This window comes from Streptomyces sp. NPDC053755, from assembly GCF_040677675.1.
Classification (GTDB): domain Bacteria; phylum Actinomycetota; class Actinomycetes; order Streptomycetales; family Streptomycetaceae; genus Streptomyces.
The window spans coordinates 167,014-189,092 of sequence record NZ_JBFASK010000010.1 but is presented as its reverse complement, the minus strand read 5'-3'; the positions used below and the strand labels follow the sequence as shown (position 1 = coordinate 189,092).

At 73.0% G+C, this 22,079-nt stretch carries 22 protein-coding genes; 8 read left to right on the top strand and 14 right to left on the bottom strand.

What is annotated here, in order from left to right; all coding sequences use genetic code 11:
- Positions 1-219 precede the first annotated feature (219 nt).
- Entirely contained in the window at positions 220-1,548 is a 1,329-nt protein-coding gene (locus AB0K65_RS13405; RefSeq protein ID WP_365715950.1) for a UDP-glucose/GDP-mannose dehydrogenase family protein, read from the top strand.
- Between the two features lie 53 nt (positions 1,549-1,601).
- Here AB0K65_RS13405 and AB0K65_RS13400 read toward each other — a convergent pair whose 3' ends face one another.
- Both AB0K65_RS13400 and AB0K65_RS13395 read right to left on the bottom strand, forming a co-directional pair.
- Complete coding sequence (locus AB0K65_RS13400; RefSeq protein ID WP_365715949.1) at positions 1,602-2,528, bottom strand: membrane dipeptidase; 927 nt, start codon at positions 2,526-2,528, stop codon at positions 1,602-1,604.
- 152 nt (positions 2,529-2,680) lie between these two features.
- Entirely contained in the window at positions 2,681-3,268 is a 588-nt protein-coding gene (locus tag AB0K65_RS13395) for a tellurium resistance protein (protein ID WP_365715948.1), read from the bottom strand.
- A 179-nt stretch (positions 3,269-3,447) separates the two neighbouring features.
- Between AB0K65_RS13395 and AB0K65_RS13390 the strand changes: the two genes are divergently transcribed.
- Genes AB0K65_RS13390 through AB0K65_RS13370 form a run of 5 tightly spaced genes read left to right on the top strand, consistent with a single transcriptional unit; the run spans position 3,448 to position 8,023 of the window.
- Positions 3,448-4,896, top strand: coding sequence for a methyl-accepting chemotaxis protein (locus AB0K65_RS13390; protein WP_365715947.1), 1,449 nt, complete (start codon positions 3,448-3,450; stop codon positions 4,894-4,896).
- Positions 4,893-5,378, top strand: coding sequence for a hypothetical protein (locus tag AB0K65_RS13385; protein WP_365715946.1), 486 nt, complete (start codon positions 4,893-4,895; stop codon positions 5,376-5,378). The genes AB0K65_RS13390 and AB0K65_RS13385 overlap by 4 nt, the downstream gene beginning before the upstream one ends.
- Before the next feature lie 35 nt (positions 5,379-5,413).
- Positions 5,414-6,079, top strand: a complete 666-nt coding sequence (locus AB0K65_RS13380; protein WP_365715945.1) for a VWA domain-containing protein — start codon at positions 5,414-5,416, stop codon at positions 6,077-6,079.
- Between the two features lie 34 nt (positions 6,080-6,113).
- Complete coding sequence (locus AB0K65_RS13375) at positions 6,114-7,073, top strand: protein phosphatase 2C domain-containing protein (RefSeq protein WP_365715944.1); 960 nt, start codon at positions 6,114-6,116, stop codon at positions 7,071-7,073.
- The gene (locus tag AB0K65_RS13370) at positions 7,070-8,023 is read left to right on the top strand and encodes a hypothetical protein (RefSeq protein ID WP_365715943.1); all 954 of its coding nucleotides are present in this window, start codon (positions 7,070-7,072) and stop codon (positions 8,021-8,023) included. The genes AB0K65_RS13375 and AB0K65_RS13370 overlap by 4 nt, the downstream gene beginning before the upstream one ends.
- A 136-nt stretch (positions 8,024-8,159) precedes the next feature.
- On the opposite strand, the gene AB0K65_RS13365 is transcribed toward AB0K65_RS13370, so the two are convergent.
- From AB0K65_RS13365 to AB0K65_RS13355, 3 genes are read right to left on the bottom strand one after another with little or no spacing between them, the layout of a single operon-like run.
- Positions 8,160-9,362 (bottom strand): dipeptidase, encoded by a 1,203-nt coding sequence (locus tag AB0K65_RS13365; protein WP_365715942.1) that lies wholly within the window; start codon positions 9,360-9,362, stop codon positions 8,160-8,162.
- Complete coding sequence (gene purE / locus AB0K65_RS13360; RefSeq protein WP_365715941.1) at positions 9,359-9,898, bottom strand: 5-(carboxyamino)imidazole ribonucleotide mutase; 540 nt, start codon at positions 9,896-9,898, stop codon at positions 9,359-9,361. The genes AB0K65_RS13365 and purE overlap by 4 nt, the downstream gene beginning before the upstream one ends.
- The gene (locus AB0K65_RS13355; RefSeq protein ID WP_365715940.1) at positions 9,895-11,034 is read right to left on the bottom strand and encodes a 5-(carboxyamino)imidazole ribonucleotide synthase; all 1,140 of its coding nucleotides are present in this window, start codon (positions 11,032-11,034) and stop codon (positions 9,895-9,897) included. The genes purE and AB0K65_RS13355 overlap by 4 nt, the downstream gene beginning before the upstream one ends.
- 163 nt (positions 11,035-11,197) lie before the next feature.
- On the opposite strand from AB0K65_RS13355, the gene AB0K65_RS13350 reads away from it, so the two are divergent.
- Positions 11,198-11,713, top strand: coding sequence for a GtrA family protein (locus AB0K65_RS13350; protein WP_365715939.1), 516 nt, complete (start codon positions 11,198-11,200; stop codon positions 11,711-11,713).
- A 129-nt stretch (positions 11,714-11,842) separates the two neighbouring features.
- Here AB0K65_RS13350 and AB0K65_RS13345 read toward each other — a convergent pair whose 3' ends face one another.
- Positions 11,843-13,108 carry an ATP-binding protein gene (locus AB0K65_RS13345; RefSeq protein WP_365715938.1) on the bottom strand — a complete coding sequence of 422 codons (1,266 nt, stop codon included), beginning with the start codon at positions 13,106-13,108 and terminating at the stop codon, positions 11,843-11,845.
- A gap of 184 nt (positions 13,109-13,292) precedes the next feature.
- Positions 13,293-13,970, bottom strand: a complete 678-nt coding sequence (locus AB0K65_RS13340) for a response regulator transcription factor (RefSeq protein WP_365715937.1) — start codon at positions 13,968-13,970, stop codon at positions 13,293-13,295.
- 427 nt (positions 13,971-14,397) lie between these two features.
- Between AB0K65_RS13340 and AB0K65_RS13335 the strand changes: the two genes are divergently transcribed.
- Entirely contained in the window at positions 14,398-15,903 is a 1,506-nt protein-coding gene (locus tag AB0K65_RS13335) for a peptide MFS transporter (RefSeq protein ID WP_365715936.1), read from the top strand.
- An 80-nt stretch (positions 15,904-15,983) separates the two neighbouring features.
- Here AB0K65_RS13335 and AB0K65_RS13330 read toward each other — a convergent pair whose 3' ends face one another.
- From AB0K65_RS13330 to AB0K65_RS13300, 7 genes are all read right to left on the bottom strand, one after another.
- Positions 15,984-16,334, bottom strand: coding sequence for a hypothetical protein (locus AB0K65_RS13330; RefSeq protein ID WP_365715935.1), 351 nt, complete (start codon positions 16,332-16,334; stop codon positions 15,984-15,986).
- A gap of 181 nt (positions 16,335-16,515) precedes the next feature.
- Positions 16,516-17,898: a hypothetical protein gene (locus AB0K65_RS13325; RefSeq protein WP_365715934.1), complete on the bottom strand. Its 1,383-nt coding sequence runs from the start codon at positions 17,896-17,898 to the stop codon at positions 16,516-16,518.
- A gap of 14 nt (positions 17,899-17,912) precedes the next feature.
- Complete coding sequence (locus AB0K65_RS13320) at positions 17,913-19,079, bottom strand: hypothetical protein (protein ID WP_365715933.1); 1,167 nt, start codon at positions 19,077-19,079, stop codon at positions 17,913-17,915.
- Positions 19,076-19,954: a hypothetical protein gene (locus tag AB0K65_RS13315; protein ID WP_365715932.1), complete on the bottom strand. Its 879-nt coding sequence runs from the start codon at positions 19,952-19,954 to the stop codon at positions 19,076-19,078. Before AB0K65_RS13315 ends, AB0K65_RS13320 begins: the two co-directional genes overlap by 4 nt.
- Complete coding sequence (locus AB0K65_RS13310; RefSeq protein WP_365715931.1) at positions 19,954-20,640, bottom strand: peptidase; 687 nt, start codon at positions 20,638-20,640, stop codon at positions 19,954-19,956. The genes AB0K65_RS13315 and AB0K65_RS13310 overlap by 1 nt, the downstream gene beginning before the upstream one ends.
- Positions 20,641-20,957: 317 nt before the next feature.
- Entirely contained in the window at positions 20,958-21,542 is a 585-nt protein-coding gene (locus AB0K65_RS13305) for an ATP-binding protein (RefSeq protein ID WP_365715930.1), read from the bottom strand.
- An 89-nt stretch (positions 21,543-21,631) separates the two neighbouring features.
- A complete protein-coding gene (locus AB0K65_RS13300; protein WP_365715929.1) occupies positions 21,632-22,000 on the bottom strand; it encodes an STAS domain-containing protein in 369 nt (122 codons plus the stop codon).
- Between the last annotated feature and the right edge of the window lie 79 nt (positions 22,001-22,079).

Here is a 22,079-nt window from a genome sequence, read left to right as displayed (position 1 = left end):
TCTTCGGACGGGCGGTACAGGTCGAAGTCCTTGCCCATGATCTGGAGCTCCCCTAGAACAAACGCTAACTACCGTTAAGTAACCAGAATGTTAGGGCGTGCCGGTCCTCCGCCACCAGGTGAGCTTTGCGACAGCCCGCGCCCGGCCGCACCGCGTCCGCACGCGCCCCGACTATGCTCGGGCAGGCATTTTCCGCCCTGCACGCACATGGAGTCCCGCATGGCCCTCAAGATCACCGTGATCGGCACCGGCTACCTCGGCGCGACACACGCGGCGGCCATGGCGGAGCTGGGCTTCGAGGTCCTCGGACTCGACGTCGTCCCCGAGAAGATCGAGATGCTGGCGTCGGGCAGGGTGCCGATGTACGAGCCCGGCCTGGAGGACCTCCTCGCGCGGCACGCCCACGGGATCGAGGGATCGACGGGCCGGCTGCGGTTCACCACCTCCTGGGAGGAGGTCGGCGCCTTCGGCGACGTGCACTTCGTCTGCGTGAACACTCCGCAGAAGCACGGTGAGTACGCGTGCGACATGTCGTACGTCGACGCGGCCTTCGCCTCGCTCGCCGGTGTGGTGCGCGCGGGCGCGCTGGTCGTCGGCAAGTCGACCGTCCCCGTCGGCTCCGCGGAGCGGCTCGCCGGGCTGCTGCCCGAGGGCGTCGAGCTGGCCTGGAACCCGGAATTCCTGCGGGAGGGCTTCGCCGTCCAGGACACCCTGCGACCGGACCGGATCGTGGCGGGCGTGCGAAGCGAGCGGGCGGAGAAGACGCTGCGCGAGGTGTACGCCGGGCCGGTCGGCGAGGGCACCCCGTTCGTGGTGACGGACTTCCCGACGGCGGAGCTGGTGAAGACCGCCGCCAACTCCTTCCTGGCGACGAAGATCTCCTTCATCAACGCGATGGCGGAGGTGTGCGAGGCCGCGGGCGGCGACGTCGCGAAGCTGGCGGAGGCGATCGGCTACGACGAGCGGATCGGGTCCAAGTTCCTGCGGGCCGGGATCGGCTTCGGCGGCGGCTGCCTTCCGAAGGACATCCGGGCGTTCATGGCGCGGGCGGGCGAGCTGGGCGCGGACCAGGCGCTGACCTTCCTGCGGGAGATCGACTCCATCAACATGCGGCGGCGCGGCCAGATGGTCGCGATGACGCGCGACGCCCTGGGCGACGGCTCGTTCCTCGGCAAGCGGGTCGCGGTGCTCGGCGCGACGTTCAAGCCGGACTCCGACGACGTACGGGACTCGCCCGCGCTGAACGTGGCCGGCCAGATCCATCTGCAGGGCGGCCAGGTGACGGTCTACGACCCGAAGGGCATGGACAACGCCCGCCGGCTCTTCCCGACGCTCGGGTACGCGGATTCGGCGCTGGAGGCCGCCCGGGGCGCGGACGTGGTCCTGCACCTGACCGAGTGGCGCGAGTTCCGCGACGCCCTGGACCCGGCGGAACTCGGCGAGGTCGTCACCAGCCGGGTCATCCTGGACGGCCGCAACGCCCTGGACGCGACCCGCTGGCGCGAGGCGGGCTGGGTCTACCGGGCGATGGGCCGCCCCCGCGCCTAGGAAGGGCCGGCGGGCGCCGGCGCTCTCCCGGCGCTCCCCGGGGCACGGCCCCGTCAGGCGGGAGGACGGCGCAGGCGCTTGGCGCGGGAGTGGAACTCGGACTCGCGCAGGACGCGGGCCACGTTGCCGCCCGTCAGGGCCTGGACGTCCGCCTCCTCCCAGCCCCGCCGGAGCAGCTCCGCGACGAGGGCCGGATAGCCGGTGTGCGGGGCGGGGCTGTGGGAGAGGCCGACCGAGCGCGGTCCGGCCAGGGTCCGCAGCCGGTCCAGCGCGTCGGCCGTGGCGGCGACGCCGTCCGTCAGCGGGACCATGCACACGCCGCCGTTCTCGCCCAGCAGGCCCAGCACGTCGTCCGGCAGCGCCGTCGGCTCCGCGCGGGTCAGCAGGACCGGGGCCTTGGTGGTCCCGAGCGCGCTCCTCAGCGTGTCCGGGGCGGCGCCCGAGAGATCGACGAGGACGCCCAGGCGGTTCATCTCCCGTACCGCCTGATGGGTGAAACGGTCGAAACCGGTCAACGTGATCGCCCGGACGCCGAGCTCGTGGTACGCCCGGAGCGTGGCGAGCGAGCCCCCGAGGGCCACGGCGCTCGCCGGGCCCAGCAGGGCCGCGATCCGGCCGCAGTTGCGGGCGTCGTCGATCTCCGTCGTCGTCCGCGCCATGCGGAGGTCCTCCGGACACGCGGCGACGAGGGTCCGCACGGTGTCGATCCGGCGCAGCGTCTCGACCACCGGGTCCTCGCCGGGCTCCGGGTGCAGGGACCAGAACTGCGCCGCCACCTCCGGCGCCCGCAGCGGAGGCAGGTCCTCGGGATCGGGGATCTCGGACAGGTGGGCGTACCCCTCGACGACCGGGTACGCGGCCAGCAGGACGCGGGCGCGCTCCTCCACGTCCGGGACCGGCGGAGGTCCGGCGGAATCGAGCTCACCGACGGCGGGGGAAGCGGCCGAGAGGGCAGGGGCGTCGTCCAGCAGGTCTGCCATGAGGGACTCCGAACTCGGGTGCGGCAGTACCGCCTCGCCGGACGCGGCGGGGCAGTACCGTCCACCGTGCCACCGTCGCCCGCGCGGGTCGCGGTGGGCGGCGCGTTCGAGGGACGGACCGGCGGCCGGGCGCGCCTCGGCGGGCCCGCCCGTCAGTCCTTGCGGCCCACGACCCACTCCATGCCGAAGCCGTACGCCCGGTCCATCTGCGGCTGCGGCCCGTGCGTCTCGGTGCCCATGAACCAGCTGACCTCCCGGCGGACCGCCAGCCCGCCCGTGACCGGCTCGATCAGGGCGATCGCACAGCCCAGCGCCCCGGCCGGGGCGTCGTCGAGGAGGATCCGGAAGCCGCCCGACGGCGCGGTGACGGTCACCGCCGCGCCCAGGCTGCGGAAGTCCACCGCCCCCTCGTAGACGTATGTGAAGACCAGCAGCCTGCGGAAGCGGGCGCGGTGCTCCAGGCTCACCCGCAGCGTCTCGCCGTCGGAGGAGGCCCCGGTCCTGTCGTCCCCGTCGAGCCGCACGTACGGCGCCTCGGTGAGCGAGCCGAAGAGGCGGCCGAGCGGCTGCACCACGTGCGCCCCGCCGTCGGTGAGCGCGACCATGCAGCCCAGGTCCAGGTCCGCGCCCGTACCGGCGGACCAGTTCAGGTTCGCCTGGAGCACTCCGCGCCCGGACACCTGGGCGGTGGGCGCCGCCCGGGTCAGGAGCGCCTCGGCCGGCCGCTTGAGACGGACCACTCCACGCGGACGGTCGGCACGCACAACAGGCCCCCCGGGAAGACGAGTTCACTGGGACGCAGAGTAGCGGCGTGGGCTACGATCGGTTCCCTTCGGGGGAAGACGAACGGTGCTCCGTCCGCGCTGGGGAGCGTGCTGCGCGGACCATCGGCCCCCTGTTCTCTGGTGTGGGGGTGGGCATGCCCGTGCGGGCTCCGGCGGACCGTTCCTCGGTCGCGCGGCAGATCGAAGAACTGGCCGCCGAGGCGGAGTTGTCCGCCCGCGCCGACGAACTCAGGTCCCTCTCGGACGCGTTGCGGGCCGCGGACGACTCCGGGCTGCTCGATCCGTGGGCCGACCTCGATCTGCTGCACGCCTACGCCCGCCCGGAGAGCGTGGACGACGGCGCGCCGGAGCAGGAGCACGCGGCCTGGGGCTGGCTCGAGACGGTGCTCGGCGGCCTGGTCTTCGTCCCCCTGGCGCTGACCTGGCTCGGTCTCACCCGTGCGACCAGTGCGTACGAGGCCCTGACCGGCGCCGACCCGAAGGCCGCGGGCCGGCCCTTCCTCCAGCTGTGGCAGTCGGGCTTCGAGGGCCGGCTGACCGGCTTCTTCACCTTCGGCCACGTCGCCCTGTTCGCCACGATCGCGATCCTGGTGCTGCTCGCCCTGGTCCTGCTGCACGGCTGGCGCAAGGCCACCCTCGCCCGGCGGGCGGAGGACGGGCGGCGGCGCGCCGACGCCCTGCTCCGGCGGCTCGTCCCGGTGCTGACCCAGGCCCAGCTGCACCTCAACGACCACCGCATGGCCTCGCCGCAGCGGTTCGCGGCCGAACTGACCCGGTCCGCGGCGACCCTGAACCGGCTCGGCGAGACGGCGGCCACGACCCAGCGGGAGCTGACCCAGGCCGCCGTGATCGTCGGCGACTCCGTGGACAAGGCCGAGCGCCGGCTGGCCGGGATCGACACCTCCGTACGCCCGCTGGAGTCGGCCGCGAGCCGGATCGAGGACGCGGTGCGCGGGAACACCAAGGAGATCGAGGCGGCGGTCAGCGGCAGCGGGGCGACCGTCCGCAAGGCGCTGGAAGACGTGCGGGAGATGAGCGGGGAGGTCCGGGACGTCCTGGACCGGGCCGGTGAGCGGGTGGAGGACTCCGTGACGGTGCTCGCCGCCTCGCAGCGCTCCTTCACGACCGGCATCGAGGTCACCGGCGACGTCTCCGCGCAGGTCCTGGGGCGGCTGGCGGAGGTCGTGGAGGCCACGGCGCGCGGCGGCGACGAGGCGCGGGAGCTGCTGGGGAGGCTCGTCGCGCAGACCGAGGCCCTGGGGCGGGTGGCCGAGCGGTTCGGGGACGCCGTCGAGGCCCTGCGGTCGCTCCCCGCCTCCCCCGCCCCGGCGCCCGTCGTGCCGGGGTCGCAGGGCACGGGCCTCCACGGCCAGGCGCCCGTCGTGCCGGGGGCCGTCGCGCCGGACGCCTCCGGGAACGGCACGGGGTACGGCCACGGAGCGGCGGAGGGCCACGGGCGCGCCGCGGCCCCGCACGACGCCCCGCGTCCTCCCCTGCCCGCCGCACCGCGGGACGCCGCTTCCCGGAACACCCCGCAGGACGCTCCCCAGGACGCCGTGCCGCCGCGGGCGGACGCCCGGTGAGAGCGCCGCGGTTCAACCCGCTGCACCTGGCCGGCTGGCTCTTCGCGGACATGCTGCTGGTCCTCGCGCTCGTCGCCATGGGCGACCAGGGCGACCCGCTCGCGGCCGAGGCGGACGCCCCGCCGAAGGCCTCCGGGAGTGCCGAGCCGGGGCCCTCCAAGAGCACCCGCCCCAAGGGCCCGCGTGCCGTGACCCGTACGCCCGTGAAGGTCTCCATCGACGCGGCCCCCGGCGACACGGCGCGGATCCAGGCGCGGCTGCGAGCGGTGACCGCGCGGTACGAGGGGCGGCAGGCGGCGTTCGTCCTGACCTTCGGGCGGCACTCCGACCCGGGCGCGGGCGGCGACTACGCCCACGAGGTCAACTCCCAGCTGGAGAAGGCCCGTCCGCGGATGTTCGCGGGCGCCACCACGCGCGACTTCTGGAAGGGCGGGGCCTCGGGCGGGCACGCCGACCTGGAGATCTACTTCTACACCTACTGACGTCCACCGATCCCCCACCCGGAGGGAAGCAAGCCGTGCAGATTCTCCCGTTCTACCTGTTGTGCGACGAGTCGGGGTCGATGGCGGGCGACAACCTCGACACGCTCAACTCGACCCTGCCCGAACTGCACCACGAGATCAGCACCAACCCGACCGTGGCCGACAAGACCCGGTTCTGCCTGATCGGGTTCTCCACCGAGGCGAACGTCCTCCAGCCGCTCGTCGACCTCAGCGACATCGAGGAGGTGCCCGCGCTCGCGGCCGGAGGGCTCACCTCGTACGGCAACGCCTTCCGTACGCTGCTGCGCTGCATCGAGACGGACGTGGCCGCGCTCAAGGCCGAGGGGCACGAGGTGTACCGGCCGGTGGCGTTCTTCATGTCGGACGGCATCCCGACCGACGACGACTGGCACCAGGCGTACAAGGAGCTGACGGAGTCCCGCTACTGCCCGAAGATCATCGCCTTCGGCATCGGGGACGCCGAGGAGGGCACGATCGCCCACGTGGCCAACTTCCGCGCCTTCATGCAGCAGAACAGCCAGGTGTCGGCGGCGCAGGCCCTGCGGGAGTTCGCCTCCAGCCTCACCCGGTCGATCGTGCGCTCGGCGAGCAGCATCGCGGCGAACGGCGGGTCCGACTTCACCCTCACCGTCGACGAGACCGTGCCCGGCTTCGCGACCGTGTCGCTCGACAAGCTCTGAGGACGAAGGACGAAGGACGAGGACGAGGACGGCGATGGAGCAGGAGCAGGAGAACCCCCCGGCGGCGCCCCCGGCCCTCGGGGTCCCCGCGCACAGCGGCCGCAAGCCCCCGAGCTATCCGCCGGTACCGCAGGCGCTGCCCCGGGTGTCGGACGACCCCACCGCCGCCGTACTGCCGGACATCGTGCTGGACGGCGCCGCGCACGGCCCGCTGACGGTCCGGGCCGCGTCCGTACGCGGTGACTCCCACCGCTATCTGGGCGAGCCCCGGCAGGACGCGCTCGGCGTGAGCCTGCTCGGCGAACCCGGGGCGGCCGAGCTGCTGATGCTCGCCGTGGCCGACGGCGTCGGCTCGGCGCGCCTCTCGCACGTCGGGTCGAACCACGCCTGCCGCTGGGCCGCCTGGATCCTCGCCCGCTACGCCGAGGAACTCCACGAGTGCCTGGTGACCGGCGACGCGGACCGCTTCGCCGCGCTCGCGGACATGGCGGCGGAGTGGATCGCGGCGCGCCTGACCCGTACCGCCGAACGCGCCACGCACGAGCCCGCCGGCTACGCCACCACCCTGCGCGTCCTCCTCGTCCCGCTCGACCCCGCCGTCCGCACCCGCGGCTTCCTGGCCGTGGGCGACGGCGGCACCGCGCTGCTCAGCGACGGCCGCTGGGACCTGACCGTCACCGAGCCCGGGCCGGGCCCCGACACCGCCAGCGGCGCCGAGCCGGCCGTCATCGACACCAGGACGGCCGCCCTGCCGCTGACCGGGACCGCCGTCACCCGGCTGATCAGCACCCGGCCGGGGGACGTCCTCGTCCTCGCCACCGACGGCCTGTCCACGCCGCTGGCCGGCGAACCGGAGATGCGGGACTTCCTCCGCACCGCCTGGGGCGGGGGGACCGTGCCCGAGCCGGCCGACTTCCTCTGGCAGGTGCAGTACCGGGTGAAGTCGTACGACGACGACCGCACGGCGGCCGTCCTGTGGGAGGCCCCGGCGTGAGCGCGCACGACGGCTCCGACGTCACCCAGTCGTCCCTGAAGATGCTGGGCAGGCTGTCGGTCGGCGGACAGGGCGAGGTCCACGAGGTGGGCGGTCCGGGCGGCCTGCTCTTCAAGAAGTACCTGGAGCCGCACAAGGTCGACGGGGACGCCCTCGCCTCGCTGGTGTCGCTGCGCCAGGCGCTCGCCCCGGCCGAGCGGGACCGGCTCGACCGGGAGGCCGCCTGGCCGCTCTGCCGGGTGGTGGACAGCGGCCGGGTCACCGGCTTCCTGATGCGCCGGGCGCCCGCCACCATGAGCTGGCGGACGGGCAAGGGCGACAGCAAGCTGATCGAGCTGTCGTACCTGCTGCGCGCGCCGAAGGCCGCCTGGCAGGGGGTCCGGCAGCCCTCCCCCGCCGAGCGGCACGCCCTGACCGTGGCGATCGTGGAACTCTTCCAATGGCTGCACGCCATGGGGCTCGTCGTCGGCGACCTGTCACAGGCGAACGTCCTGTGGTCCCTGGACCCGGGGCCCTCCGTCCATCTGCTCGACTGCGACGGCATCCGGATCACCGGCCGGCCGCCGGTGCTCGACCAGGCGGACACCCCGGACTGGCTCGACCCGCACGCCCCGCCGGGCTCGGTCACCGTCGACAGCGACCGCTACAAGGCGGCGCTGATGATCGGCCGCGTGCTCGCCCAGGACGCCTACGCCGCTCCCGACAAGCCGCTGGACCCGGTCGCCGGGGTGCTCGACGAGCGCCGGACGGCGGCGGTGCGGCGGCTGTGGGCGATGGCGGACGGTGCATACGGCACCCGGCCGGACCTGGGACAGTGGCGCACCGCCCTGGCCGGGCGGGACACGATCCGCCTGATCGCGACCCGGCCGGCCGCACGGCCGGCGGTGGACCGCTCCCGGTTCGACGGGGGCGGGAACCGGGAGCGGGGGACCATCCCGCTGCGGGACTAGGGCGTGTCTCGAAAGGAGTGCCGACCGCCCGCGAACCGGCCGAGGGAGCCCCTTCCGGACCGGACCGGCGAGGCGCCGCCCCCGAGCCGCACGGGCAGGGCCCCGTCGCCCCGCGGGGCCGGCCTCCGGTGGGGCGTCAGCCGGCCGGTGTGTCCAGTGACTCGATCGTCGCGATCGACGGCCCCCGGCTCGCCCGCAGGTCGCGGGAGACCGCCTCGGCGTCGCGCAGCGCGCGGACCGCGTTGGACCAGGTCAGTTTGGCGATGTCGGCGTGCGACCAGCCGCGGGTCAGCAGCTCCGCGATCAGGTTCGGATAGCCTGCGACGTCGTCCAGCCCGGACGGGGTGAACGCCGTGCCGTCGTAGTCACCGCCGATGCCGATGTGGTCGACGCCGGCGACCTCGCGCATGTGGTCGAGGTGGTCGGCGACCGTGGCGGCGGTGGCGACCGGCCGCGGGTTCTCCGCCTCGAAGGCGCGGTGGATCCGCATCGCCGCCGGGGTGGTGTCGAGGTGGTGCAGACCGTGGGCCCGCATGTTCTCGTCGGCCCGGTTCGTCCACTCCACGGCGGCGGGCAGGATGAACTTCGGGACGAACGTCGCCATCGCCACGCCGCCGTTGGCCGCGAGCCGTTCCAGCACGTCGTCGGGGATGTTCCTCGGGTGGTCGCAGACGGCCCGGGACGAGGAGTGCGAGAAGATCACCGGCGCGACGGAGGTGTCGAGGGCGTCCCGCATCGTCGTCGCGGCGACGTGCGAGAGGTCGACGAGCATGCCGACGCGGTTCATCTCCCGGACGACCTCGTGGCCGAACGCCGAGAGCCCGCCCACGCCCGGCTCGTCGGTCGCCGAGTCCGCCCACGGGGTGTTGTCGTTGTGCGTGAGCGTCATGTAGCGGACGCCCAGGGTGTGCAGCGCCCGCAGGGTGGCGAGGGAGCCGTTGATGGAGTGGCCGCCCTCGGCGCCCTTCAGGGAGGCGATGCGGCCCTCCCGGCGCGCGGCCTCCATGTCGTCCGCGGTGAGGGCGGGGGCGAGGTCGGCCGCGTACCGCGCGAGGAGCAGGTCGACGACGTCGATCTGCTCCAGGGTGGCGCTGACCGCGTCGTCGCCGGTCAGGTGGCAGGGGACGTAGACCGACCAGAACTGGGCCCCGACGCCGCCGGCCCGCAGCCGGGCCAGGTCGGTGTGGAGCGCTCCCGACTGGTCGGCCGCGATGTCCATGCGGTCGAGGTCGTAGCGGACGTGCTGGCGCAGCGCCCACGGCAGGTCGTTGTGCCCGTCGACGACGGGAGCGGAGGCGAGCAGCTCGCGCGCCTCCGCGAGCCGGTCCGCCGCGCTCACTTGGCGAACCCGAAGGACTCCGAACCCTCGACCTTGGCCCGCAGCCGCTTGCCCTTCTCGGTCGCCTGGTCGTTGAGCTCCTGCTGGAACTCCCGCATCCGGGCCTGCAGCTCCGGGTCGTGCGCGGCGAGCATCCGGGCCGCGAGCAGACCGGCGTTGCGCGCGCCGCCGACCGAGACCGTGGCCACCGGCACCCCGGCCGGCATCTGCACGATGGAGAGCAGCGAGTCCATGCCGTCGAGGTACTTCAGCGGGACCGGCACGCCGATGACGGGCAGCGGGGTGACGGAGGCGAGCATGCCCGGCAGGTGGGCGGCGCCGCCCGCGCCCGCGATGATCGCCTTCAGACCGCGCCCGGCGGCCTGCTCGCCGTACGCGACCATCTCGCGCGGCATGCGGTGGGCGGAGACGACGTCGACCTCGTACGCGATCTCGAACTCGTCCAGGGCCTGGGCCGCGGCTTCCATGACCGGCCAGTCGGAGTCGGATCCCATGACGATGCCTACGACGGGGCTCTCGGGACGCTCGGGGCTCATTCGGTGATCGTTCCTCGCAGATAGCCGGCGGCGTGACGCGCGCGCTCCAGCACGTCGTCGAGATCGTCGCCGTAGGTGTTGACGTGCCCCACCTTGCGGCCGGGCTTCACGTCCTTGCCGTACATGTGGATCTTCAGCTGAGGGTCGCGGGCCATGCAGTGCAGATAGGCGTAGTACATGTCGGGGTAGTCCCCGCCCAGCACGTTGCACATGACCGTCCAGGTCGCGCGCGGCCGCGGGTCGCCCAGCGGGAGGTCGAGGACCGCCCGGACGTGGTTGGCGAACTGCGAGGTGATCGCGCCGTCCTGGGTCCAGTGGCCGGAGTTGTGGGGGCGCATCGCCAGCTCGTTCACGAGGATCCGGCCGTCGGTGGTCTCGAAGAGCTCGACCGCCAGGTGGCCGACGACCCCGAGCTCCTTGGCGATCCGCAGCGCCAGCTCCTGCGCCTGGCCGGCCAGCTCGTCCGACAGGTCGGGGGCGGGCGCGATCACCGTGTCGCAGACGCCGTCGACCTGGCGGGACTCGACGACCGGGTAGGCGACGGCCTGCCCGTGCGGGGAGCGGACGATGTTCGCGGCCAGCTCGCGCGCGAAGTCGACCTTCTCCTCGGCGAGGACCGGGACTCCGGCGCGGAACGGGTCGCGGGCGTCGGCCTCCGTACGGACGAACCACACGCCCTTGCCGTCGTAGCCGCCGCGCACGGTCTTCAGGATGATCGGGAAGCCGCCGACCTCGGCGGCGAAGGCCGCCGCGTCCGCCGGATCGGCCACGATGCGGTGGCGCGGGCTCGGCACGCCGATCTCGTCGAGCCGGGCGCGCATCACCCCCTTGTCCTGGGCGTGCACCAGCGCGTCGGGCCCCGGCCGGACGGGGATGCCGTCCGCTTCCAGGGCCCGCAGGTGTTCGGTCGGGACGTGCTCGTGATCGAAGGTGATCACGTCACAGCCGCGCGCGAAGTCACGCAGCGTAGCCAGGTCGCGATAGTCGCCGATGACGACCTCGCTCACCACCTGGGCCGCCGAGTCCTGCGGGGTGTCACTGAGGAGCTTGAACTTGATGCCGAGGGGGATGCCCGCCTCGTGGGTCATACGGGCGAGCTGACCGCCACCGACCATGCCGACTACCGGGAACGTCACCCTCTTAGGGTATCCGCACCATCGGCGGGCCCTCGTCCACCTGTGCTTTGGCACAGGGACACCCGGTTTTCACATGCTTTGCGATGTCCAGGGGCGGGTCGGAGACGGGCTGGTTAGCATGGCTGGGTTGACATCATCCGACGGACGGGGCTGAGCAATCACCATGAGTGAACAGAGCGCACTGCGTGTGCGGCTTGACCAGCTCACCCGCGAGTTCGCGAAGTTCGGCGCGGTCGGTGCTCTCGGGCTCCTGGTGGACCTCGGGGTGTTCAACCTCGTGCGCCACCTCACCGACCTGCCGGTTGTGCGGGCGAGCATCATCGCCACCGTCGTCGCCATCGCCTTCAACTACGTGGGGTTCCGCTACTTCACCTACCGTGACCGGGACAAGAGCAGCCGGACGAAGGAGATGTCGCTCTTCTTCCTGTTCAGCGTCGTCGGCATGGTGATCCAGAACGGTGTGCTGTACGCGGCGACGTACGGCTTCGGCTGGGACACCCCGCTGCAGAGCAACGTCTTCAAGTTCCTCGGGATCGGCGTCGCGACGCTGTTCCGCTTCTGGTCGTACCGCACGTGGGTCTTCCGTACGCTGCCGGCGCGGGAGGCCGTGCAGACCGCCGAATCGTTCCTGGAGCAGGCTCCCCGGCAGGCGGTCAGGAAGCAGCCCGACCGCGTGTGAGCCGCGTCCGCCGCGGGTGCCCTGCGCCGGCCCGGTGGTGAGCCGCGTCGGCAGCGCGTGTCCTCTCCGGCCCGGTGGTGGCCCGCGTCGGCAGCGCGTGTCCTTCGCCGGCCCGGTGGGTGAGCCGCGTCAGCGGACCGGGCGCTCGTGGTCCGCGTGGCTCTTGACCTCGCGGCTGAGGAAGAGCGCGAACACCGGCGGTTGCTGCTGGAGCAGTTCGAGCCGTCCGCCGTCCGCCTCCGCGAGGTCGCGGGCGACCGCGAGGCCGATGCCGGTGGAGTTGCGGCCGCTGATGGTCCGCTCGAAGATCCGGGCGCCGAGGTCGGCGGGGACGCCGGGGCCCTCGTCGGTGACCTCGATCACGGCCTGGTTGCCGGTGACCCGCGTGCGCAGGGCGACGGTGCCGCCGCCGTGCATGAGCGAGTTCTCGATCAGCGCGGCCAGCACCTGGGCCACCGCCCCGGGCGTGCCGACCGCGCGCATGCCGTGTTTGCCGGAGTGGACGATGGCCCGGCCGGCGCCCCGGTAGGCGGTGCGCCATTCCTCGATCTGCTGCTTGACGACCTCGTCGAGGTCGAAGGCGATCGCGGAGCCGGTCCGGGGGTCCCGGGAATTGGTGAGCAGCCGCTGGACGACGTCGGTGAGCCGCTCGACCTGGGTCAGTGCGATCGTCGCCTCCTCCCGGACCGTGTCGAGGTCGTCGGCGACCGCCACCTCCTCCAGGCGCATGGACAGGGCCGTGAGCGGTGTCCGCAGCTGGTGCGAGGCGTCGGCGGCGAGCCGGCGCTCGGCGGTGAGCATCCGGGCGATCCGCTCGGCGGAGGCGTCCAGCACGTCGGCGACGCGGTCCAGCTCGGGCACTCCGTACCGCCGGTGGCGCGGGCGCGGGTCGCCCGAGCCGAGGCGCTCGGCGGTCTCGGCCAGGTCGGTGAGCGGTGACGCCAGCTTGTTGGCCTGCCGCACGGCGAGCAGGACGGCCGCCACGACGGCGAGCAGGGCCACGGCGCCGATGATCAGCAGGGTGCGGCCGACCTCCGCGGTGACGGTGGACCGGGACTCCTCGACCGTCACGGTCTCGCCGCGCTCGCCGTCGGCGGTGGCGCGGATGACGCTGCCCTCGGGCCGGGTGCCGATCTCGATGGGGTTCCGGCCGGGGATCTCGATGAGGGCGTACCGCTTGGCGCCGCTCTGCTCGGCGAGGATGTCGGGATTGACGGGCTCCCCGCCGATGAGGCGGCTGTCGACGATCGCGACCAGGCGCAGGGCCTCGGAGTCCACGCTCTCCTGCGCGCTGCTGGAGATGGTGCGCGTCTCGACGAGGACGAGGGAGACCCCGAACACGGCGATGACGACGAGCACCACGGCGAGCGTGGAGTTGATCAGCCTGCGGCGCACGGTGCCCTCCGGGCGGGGGTGGGGGTCCTGCCGGCCCGAGCCTACGACTCCGGCTCCGGCCCGGATGCCGGCCAGGTCTCCGACGCGGCCTCGGGCTCAGCCCGGACCCCGGCCAGGACGCCCACTCCGCCCCGGGTTCGGGCTCCGACCGGGCTCGCGCTCGGGCTCCGACCCGGGCTCGGGCTCAGCTCTTCTCGAATCGGAAGCCGACGCCACGGACCGTGGCGATGTAGCGGGGGTTGGCCGCGTCGTCGCCCAGCTTCTTGCGCAGCCAGGAGATGTGCATGTCGAGGGTCTTCGTCGACGACCACCAGGTCGTGTCCCAGACCTCCCGCATCAGCTGGTCGCGCGTCACGACCCGTCCGGCGTCGCGGACCAGGACCCGGAGCAGGTCGAACTCCTTGGCCGTCAGCTGGAGCTCCTCGTCGCCCATCCAGGCGCGGTGCGACTCGACGTCGATGCGCACGCCGTGCGTCGACGGCGCGACGGCCGGCTCGGTGGCGCCGCGCCGGAGCAGGGCGCGGACGCGGGCGAGGAGTTCGGCGAGGCGGAAGGGCTTGGTGACGTAGTCGTCGGCGCCCGCGTCCAGGCCGACGACGGTGTCGACCTCGTCGGCGCGGGCCGTCAGGACCAGGATCGGGACCGCGTGCCCTTCGGAGCGCAGCCGCCGGGCGACCTCGAGTCCGTCCATGCCCGGCAGCCCGAGGTCGAGCACGACGAGGTCGACTCCGCCCTGGAGTCCGGCGTCGAGGGCGGTGGGCCCGTCCTCCCGCACCTCGACCTCGTACCCCTCCCGCCGCAGGGCGCGGGCCAGCGGTTCCGAGATGGATGCGTCGTCCTCGGCGAGCAGTACACGGGTCATGGGGTGATGGTAGTCCGCACGGCCCCTGGCCAGGGGGCCGATCCGCCGGGTGAGGGTCACCCCTGGGCATCAGGGCGGCTAACCTGCTGATGACCTTCGATCATGGTCATGTGGTTCCCTCGAAGCCTGTGATCCATCTCTCAAGTCCTTCCATATCCGCCCCTGTCGTGTCGTATGGTGGCGAGACGTCTGTTGCGGTAATCGGGGACCTTTGGCTGCTTCGCGCACCAAGGGTCTCTTTTCTGCGTGAGGTGGGCTTCGCCGGCCTCAAGGACAGCGAACGACCTGTGGGCCGGGTCCCGGGACGCCATGCGGCGTCACGGGGCGTGGATCCCGGCGGGGTGCGACCGCTCCTCGCCGGTGCCGGCCTCCCCCACCGGGCGCACCACGCTCACAAGGCGCGCGTCCCGACAGAGCAAGGATCGACATGGCGTCCAGCCTGACGACGACTTCGTCCGGAACCCCCGGTTCCGAGAAGACGTTCTTCGGCCACCCCCGCGGCCTGGCCACTCTCTTCATGACCGAGATGTGGGAGCGCTTCTCCTGGTACGGAATGCGCGGCATCCTCGTCCTCTACCTGGTCGCGGGTGTGCTCGACGGCCCTCTCGAAGGGCGTGAGGCGCTGGCCGCCTCCATCTACGGCGTCTACAACGCGGTCGTCTACATGGCCGCGATGCCCGGCGGCTGGGTCGCCGACCGTCTCTGGGGCGCGCGCAAGGCGGTCCTCGTCGGCGGAATCGTCATCGCCCTGGGCCACTTCACCCTGGCGATCCCGTCGGACACGGCGTTCTTCGCGGGCCTCGCGCTCATCGCCGCCGGTACGGGTCTGCTGAAGCCGAACATCTCGGCCATGGTCGGCGGCCTCTACGAGGGCCAGCCGAGCGCCCGTCGGGACGCCGGTTTCACGCTGTTCTACATGTCGATCAACATCGGCGGCATGGCCGCTCCGCTGGTCGTCGGCTACCTCGGCGAGAACGTCAACTGGCACCTCGGCTTCGCCGTCGCCGGCATCGGCATGACCCTGGCGGTCCTCCAGTACATCCTCGGCTCGCGCCACCTCGGTGACGTCGGCAAGGAGCCGGGCACCCCGGCGACGCCCGAGGAGAAGCGCAGCGCGCTGCGCAAGGTCCTGCTCTGGGGCGGTCTGGCCGTCGCCGCGCTCCTGGCCGACATCGTCCTCGGCACGTACGACATAGAGCACATCGTGAACGTGCTCGCGGTCCTCGGCATCGTCGTCCCCGTCGTGTACTTCGTCGCGATGTACCGCAACCCCGCCCTGGCCGCGGAGGACAAGCCGAAGATCAAGGCGTTCGCGTGGTTCTTCGCCACCGCCGTCCTGTTCTGGATGATCTACGACCAGTCGGGCTCGCTGCTCACCCTCTTCGCCGACAACAAGACCGACCGCATGATCGGCGGCTGGGAGTTCCCGGCGTCCTGGTACCAGTCGGTGAACCCGGCGATGGTCATCGTCCTGGCGCCGGTCTTCGCCGCGCTGTGGGTGAAGCTCGCCAAGCGCAACCGCGAGCCCAGCGCTCCGATGAAGTTCGCCCTCGCGATGCTCCTCATCGGCGGCTCGTTCGCCATCATGGGCCTCGCCGGCGCGGCCGCGGCGAACAGCGACACCGGCAAGGTCACCGTCTTCTGGCTGCTGAGCGTCTACCTCGTCCAGACCATCGGCGAGATGTGCCTCTCCCCGGTCGGCCTCTCCCTCTCCACGAAGCTGGCCCCCAAGCAGTTCGTCGGCCAGATCATGGGTCTGTGGTTCCTGGCCACGGCGACGGGCAACGCGCTGAACGGCTGGACCACCAAGCTCAACAAGCCCCTGGGTGACGCGATGTACTACACCCTGTGGGCGGTCGTGGCGGTCGCCGCGGGCCTCGCGTTCATGACGGCGGGCAAGAAGATCCGCGCGCTCATGGGCGACGTGCGCTGACGCGTCCCTCCCCCACGGCACAGAGGTCCGGCCCGGCACGCGACGCGTGCCGGGCCGGACCTCTCTCTACCGCCGCGCGGTCACCTGGTCTGCACGCTGAAGCCGCGCAGGAAGTTCTTCGTGCCGCAGTGCACGTTCGACTTCTGGCCGGGCCCGACCCAGGAGCCGTACAGCGTCCAGGTCATGACGTGCTCGCGGGCGCCCTGTACCTGGTCGCACTTGATGACGACCCGGTGCTTGCTCACGCCCTTGCCGCCACCCGCCTTGCAGGTCGAGTAGGCGGTGGGCCGGCCGATCTTGTCCATGGAGGCGTAGGCCTTGCAGGTGTACTTTCCGGCCGCCTGAGCAGGAGACGCGGCGATCAGGCCCGCTCCACCGACGCCCATCATCACGGCGAGTGATCCCGCGGCGAACTTCTTCCCCCAGCGCATCTTCGTTCCCTTCTGCGCGTCGGGCCCTCGCGGGCCCGACGCATCGCTCCCCTGCTGGTCAGGCAGGTCGGTTCGCGGACGCCCATCGTTCGGGCGCCCCGGACGAACACAACCATCCGGACCTCGCTCCTCACAAGGAGTTACCAGGGGACATGAGGAACATCTGAGCCTTCGGCCTACGTCAGCGCCTGAGCCTGGCCCACGGGGTGAAGGTGAACACCGCTCCGCCGAGCAGGATCACCGTGCCCGCCACCAGGGCGAGGGCCCGCAGGGCGCCCTCGTCCTCGGCTCCGGTGTCGGCGAGGCCGCCGCCGGAGCCGGCCGAGCCGCCCGTGCCGCCGCCGGCGCCCGCGTCACCGCCGCCGCTGCTGCCGCCGCCGCCCGATGCGCCGCCCGCCTGCTCGGTCGTGTCGAGGGTGAGGGACGCCTGGACGCTCCCCTTGACCCGGCAGGGGATCACGATCGGTGAGCCGCCGAGCGAGACGTTGATCGTCAGGGTGCCGGGGGCGAGGGTGGCCTTGCCGGTGGCGCCCGGCTTGTACGTCCCCTTCATGTCGGGCAGGTCGACCGGCTTGCCCTGCTCCAGCGGCGTGGAGTTCGCCGGGCCCTCGACGTTGACCGTCCCGCTGTCCGCGCCGCCGAGTCCGACCGCCATGGACGGCTTCAGCGCTCCGGCGGGGAGCGGTGCGGGGCTGTCCATCACGCCCTTGGCGGTCTTGACGGTGAGGTCGTAGGTGCCGCCGTTCTTCCTGGCGTCGATGGTCACCTTGGAGGTGATGTTCGCCGGGCCGGGCGACTGGCAGGCGAACTGGACCGCGACCTCCTTGCCGGCGAAGTCCGTCTGCCCGCCTCCACCGCCGGAGGTGGACCCGCCGGAGGTGGTCGAGCCCCCCGACGTCGTCGTACCGCCGGAGGTCGTCGAACCGCCGGACGTCGTCGTACCGCCGGAGGTGGTCGAACCCCCCGACGTCGTCGTACCGCCGGAGGTGGTCGAGCCGCCGGACGTCGTCGTACCGCCGGACGCCGAACCGCCCCCGCCCGCCGACACCTTGATCGTCGCCCCGACCGGCACCGTCTCCTTCGGGGAACACTTCGTGTCCGTCGACAGCGGCTTCGAGACGTTGATCGTGTACTTGTCCGGCGTCAGCGTGATCTCGCCCGCCTTCTCCAGCTTCAGCCTGCCCTTCATGTCCGGCAGCACCATCGGGCTGTTCTTGGGGATCGGCGGGTTCTGCCGCGGACCCTCCAGGGTCAGCGTGGCGCTCGCCGCCCCTCCCACCTTGACCACCCCGGTCGGCTTGACCGTGTCCTTGTCCAGGTCGAGGACGTCGGGGTTCTTGGACGCGGCCGCGACCGTCTTCCAGACGATCTCCACCTCGTCGCCGACCTCGGCCTGAGCCGGCGCGGTGATCTGCACCTTGGTGGTGCCCTGCACCGGTGGCAGGCCGGAGATCGCCGGTGGAACGCACTCGGTCGCGAACGAGACCTCGGCTGCCTGGGCGGGGGCGGCGGCCGGCAGGATCCCCGCGCCGCCGAGCATCAGCGCGACTCCCGCCACGCTCATCCTCCGTTGCGTGCTCACGAATGTCCCTTCGTCGTCGGGCTGTTCTGTGACGGTGCGGAGTCGGGGGTGAACCACGGCAGGACCGTGGTGGTCTCGTCCCCGTCGGGGACGGGGCCGGAGGTACGCGCGGGACGACGGCGTACGGGAGTCCGGCCGCCGGAAGTCCGGCGTGCGGACGCGCCGCGCACGGAGGCGCCGGCGGCCCGGCGGTGCGCGGGGCCGGCGCCCGGCCGTACCCGGTCCACCACCGCCATGCCGATACGGAAGAGGGCGGCCGGGACGACCACGGCGAGCAGCAGCCAGAACAGGGTGACGCCCCACGGCCGGCCGACCCCCCACGGCTGCTCGACCAGAACCTTCCCGGCGTACCCGACCGTGACCTGGTAGTCGCCGTGGGCGCCCGCGGACAGCTCGACGGGCAGGGTGATCAGGGCCTTCCTGCCGGGTCCGATGGTGCCGCGCCACTGCCGTTCCTCGTACTGCGGCGCGAAGACGCCGTGGCTGGTGCCGACCTGGAAGACCGGGTCCTTCACGGGCGCGCTGCCGAGATTGCCGACGGTGAAGACGACCTCGCGGGCGGGCGGGGCGCCGAACCAGACCAGGACGCCGCTGGAGCCCTTCAGGCGGGCGGAGGCCAGGACGGCGAGCCTGCCGTCGCCCGTCGCCTCGGGCAGAGGGGCGGTGGGGTGCCCGGCGACGGTGAAGGCCACGTCCACGGCGTCCCGCGCGCCGGTGACCCCGGCGACGTGCACCACGCACGGGCAGGGCACGGGCGGCTCGGCGACCGGCACCTTCTGGCTGAAGGCACCCTGGGCGTCGACGGTGGCCGCTCTTCCGACCGTGTTGGCGCAGGAGTTGGTGCCGCCGATGACACCCCTGCCGGGCGCGGACTGCCCGCAGATCAGCAGCATGAGCAGGGCACCGGGCTTCCACTTCGCCCCGCTGACGGTGATCTCGCCGCCCTTGCCGCCCTCGGGACGCGACAGGGACACCGTGGGACCGGGGCCGTCCGCCCGGGCGGACGGCACACGGGACGCGACGCCGGACGGAACGGCGGAGGCGGGAGCGGCGAAAACCCCGGCAGCGGGCAGGAGAGCGCACAGCAGCGCGGTCAGGAGCAGCCACACCGCCACGCCGGCCCTGCGACGGCTGCCCGCCAGGGAAGGGACCGTCACGCTCATCGCTTCTCTCCTGCCGTCGCCTCGGCCGACCGGCTCTCGTCCGTCCGCTCTTCGGGCGCCGGCCCGGGCGGCGGGGCCCGTCGGCGGCGCACCGCGCGTGCCCGGGCCGCCGTCGCCACCGCCGCTGCCGCCGCCGCGAGGAGCACGCCTGTGACGGCCGGGACCGCGGAGACGAAGACCGCCGACGCCCGGGCGGTCACCGGCGCCGCCCCGGGGGCCGTGGCGCGCAGGTCGACCGTCACCGAGTCGAGGGTGGGCGGGTCGGGCCACGGTTCGGTGCGGGTGAGCCGTTCACCGGGTCGCAGGGAGACCGGCAGCGCGCGGGAGGGCCGGTCGAGGACCGTGCCGAGGAATCCCTGGGCGCGCACGGCCAGGCGGGGGGCGAGGACGGTGTTGCCCCGGTTGACCAGCGTGTAGCGCAGGGTGCCCGCGTCGTCGAGCCGGACGTCCTCGACGGTGAACGCCGCCAGGCTCGGCCCGTTCACCCGCAGGTGCACCGGCACCCGCACGAGCCGGCCGCCGCTCTCCGCGAGCACCACGCCCCGGTGGTCGCCCGGTGAGGTGTCCGCAGCCACCGTCACGGCGAACGGCACGTCCGCCCGGGTCCGCGCCGGGACGGTCAGCGCGGGAGCGGCGAAGGCGAAGGACGCGGCGCCCCGGCCGCTCAGCCGTACCGTGAGCGGCGCCGTCCCCTCGTTGGTCAGGGACAGGGTGTCCCGGAGGACGCTCCCCGCCTCGCCCTCCACATAGACGTACGGCCGCGCCTCGGCCGGGGCGGCCGTCCAGTCCGGCGGGGGCGCCGCCGCCACGGCGCCCAGCAGCGCGGCGACGGCGGCCAGCACCCGCGCCGGGCGGCCGGCCCACGCTCCCCGCATCAGCGCGCCGTGCGCCGCGTGAGCCAGAGGACTCCGGCCGCACCGGTCAGCAGCACCGTGCCGCCGAGGGTGCCGAGCGCCGTCGCGGAGTCGAGCGGGCCGGTCCTGGGCAGCTCGCCGCCGCCCGAGGAGGGGGTCTCGTCCGTGTCGCCGCCGGAGGGCCCCCCGGAGCCGCCGGGGGCGGTGACCTCCAGCTCCAGTGAGGGCTTGGGGCCGTTCTTCGGTGTGCAGACCGCCGCGTCCATGCCGAGGGCGTGGACGGTGAGCACTCCGGCCGTGAAGGTGACCTCGCCGCTCTTCCTCGGGGTGTACGTACCCGTCAACCGGCCTATCTTGATGGGCGTGTTCGGTGGAATCGCCACCGTGTTGGGGGTGCCCTTGACCTTGAGCGTGCCGCTGTCGGCGCCTCCCAGCCGGAGTTCCGCGCGCGGGGTCATGACCCCTTTGGGAAGCTCGACGGGGCTGTCGGAGACGCCCTTCTCGAAGGACATGGTGATCGTGTAGGAGCCGCCGCTCCTGACGGCCCTGATGTCGACGGGCGAGACGGCGCTCTTCGGGCCGATCTTCGTCTCGCAGGCGTAGTCGACGTCCACGACGGCGGCCTGGGCGGCGGGGGCGGAGGCCAGCACCACCGAACCCGCCGCCGCCATGGCCAGCGCGAAAGCTGTTCTCCTCCGGTACGGCACCTCGAGCACCCCTCACCGCGAAGTTACTGACGGCTTATCAGATTGGGCGTCAAGGTACGCCTGAGGTCTTGAGGAGGGAAGACACGCGGACGGGCGAACTACGGACACCGCCGCGGACGGCGGCCTCGCGCCGCAGAGCCTCGGAGACAGCCGTACGGAGCGGTCGGGGGGAGCCGGTGGCGCGGAGGCGTCCGTAGCGCGTCGGCCGCACGGGAAGCACCCGTGGGGCGTCGGCCGTGCGGGGGCGGCCGCACGGAAGGGCCTTGGGGCGGCGGAGGGTCCGGAACGGCTACGCGGAGGCGGAGGGTCCGGCCCGCCTACGCCGGAGCGGCCAGTTCGGCCCACACCGTCTTGCCGGGGGCGCCGGGCGTGCGCTCGATCCCCCAGTCCAGACAGAGCCGCTGGACGATGAACATACCGTGACCGCCGGGGCGCCCGGCCCGGTGCGGGGTGCGCGGAGCGGGCTGTCCGGCGCCGCGGTCGTCGACCTCCAGCCGCAGCACCTTGGCGCGGCGGCGCACGCGGAGCTCCTCGGGGCCCTCGGCGTGCAGACAGGCGTTGGTGACCAGCTCGGAGACGACGAGGAGGACGTCCTCGGCGGCGGCCCGGGCCTCGGCGGTGGCGGCGGGCAGCCAGCCCCAGTCGTACAGCGCCGACCTGGTGAAGTCGCGCGCGAGGGGGACGGTGCCGCTGGCGGAGCCGAGGGGAAGCGTCCGCGCGTCGAGGTCGGCGCCGGTGGGGGCACTGTCGGTCATCACGTCCGCACCCAAGGTCACGCCGTCGGTGCCGACGAGGGCGGCGTCGGCCGAGGGGGACGTGCCACCGGAGGCGGCGCCCGCGTCGGCACCCGCGTCGGGGCCAGCGGGCCCCTCGACCTCCCTGCCACCGGCAGCAGTGTCCATCAGCGCTTCACCTCACCGATTCAACCGATTCACCAGACAACGCACGAGCCTGGGCTCTTCTGCCCGGGCATTTCCTGACAACACCCGAATCACTCGGGGAGGGCCGCCGCGAGGCTGTCGTGCACGGTGAAGACGACGTCCGCACCGGTGATCTCGAAGACTCTCGCCACCACGGGCCGCATCCCGGTCAGGTGGACCCCTCCCCCGGCGGCGTCGGCCTTGAGCCGGGCGCCGAGGAGCACGTTCAGCCCCGTGGAGTCGCAGAAGTCGAGACGCGAGCAGTCGACCACGAGCCGTGAACGGCCCGCGTCGAGCGCTTCCTCGAGTGGTGTACGCAACAGGTCGGCGGTGTGGTGATCGAGCTCACCCACCGGAGTGAGGATCTCGCTCGACCCCACGGTGCGGACCTCGACCCGCAGCCGTACGGGCTGCGCGCTGCCGACGTTCTGGCGGTCCATGCCCGTGCCTCTTCTCGCTCTCGCGGATGCCGGTTGACGTGCGTCGAACCATACAAGGTCAACGCGCTCAATGGCAGTC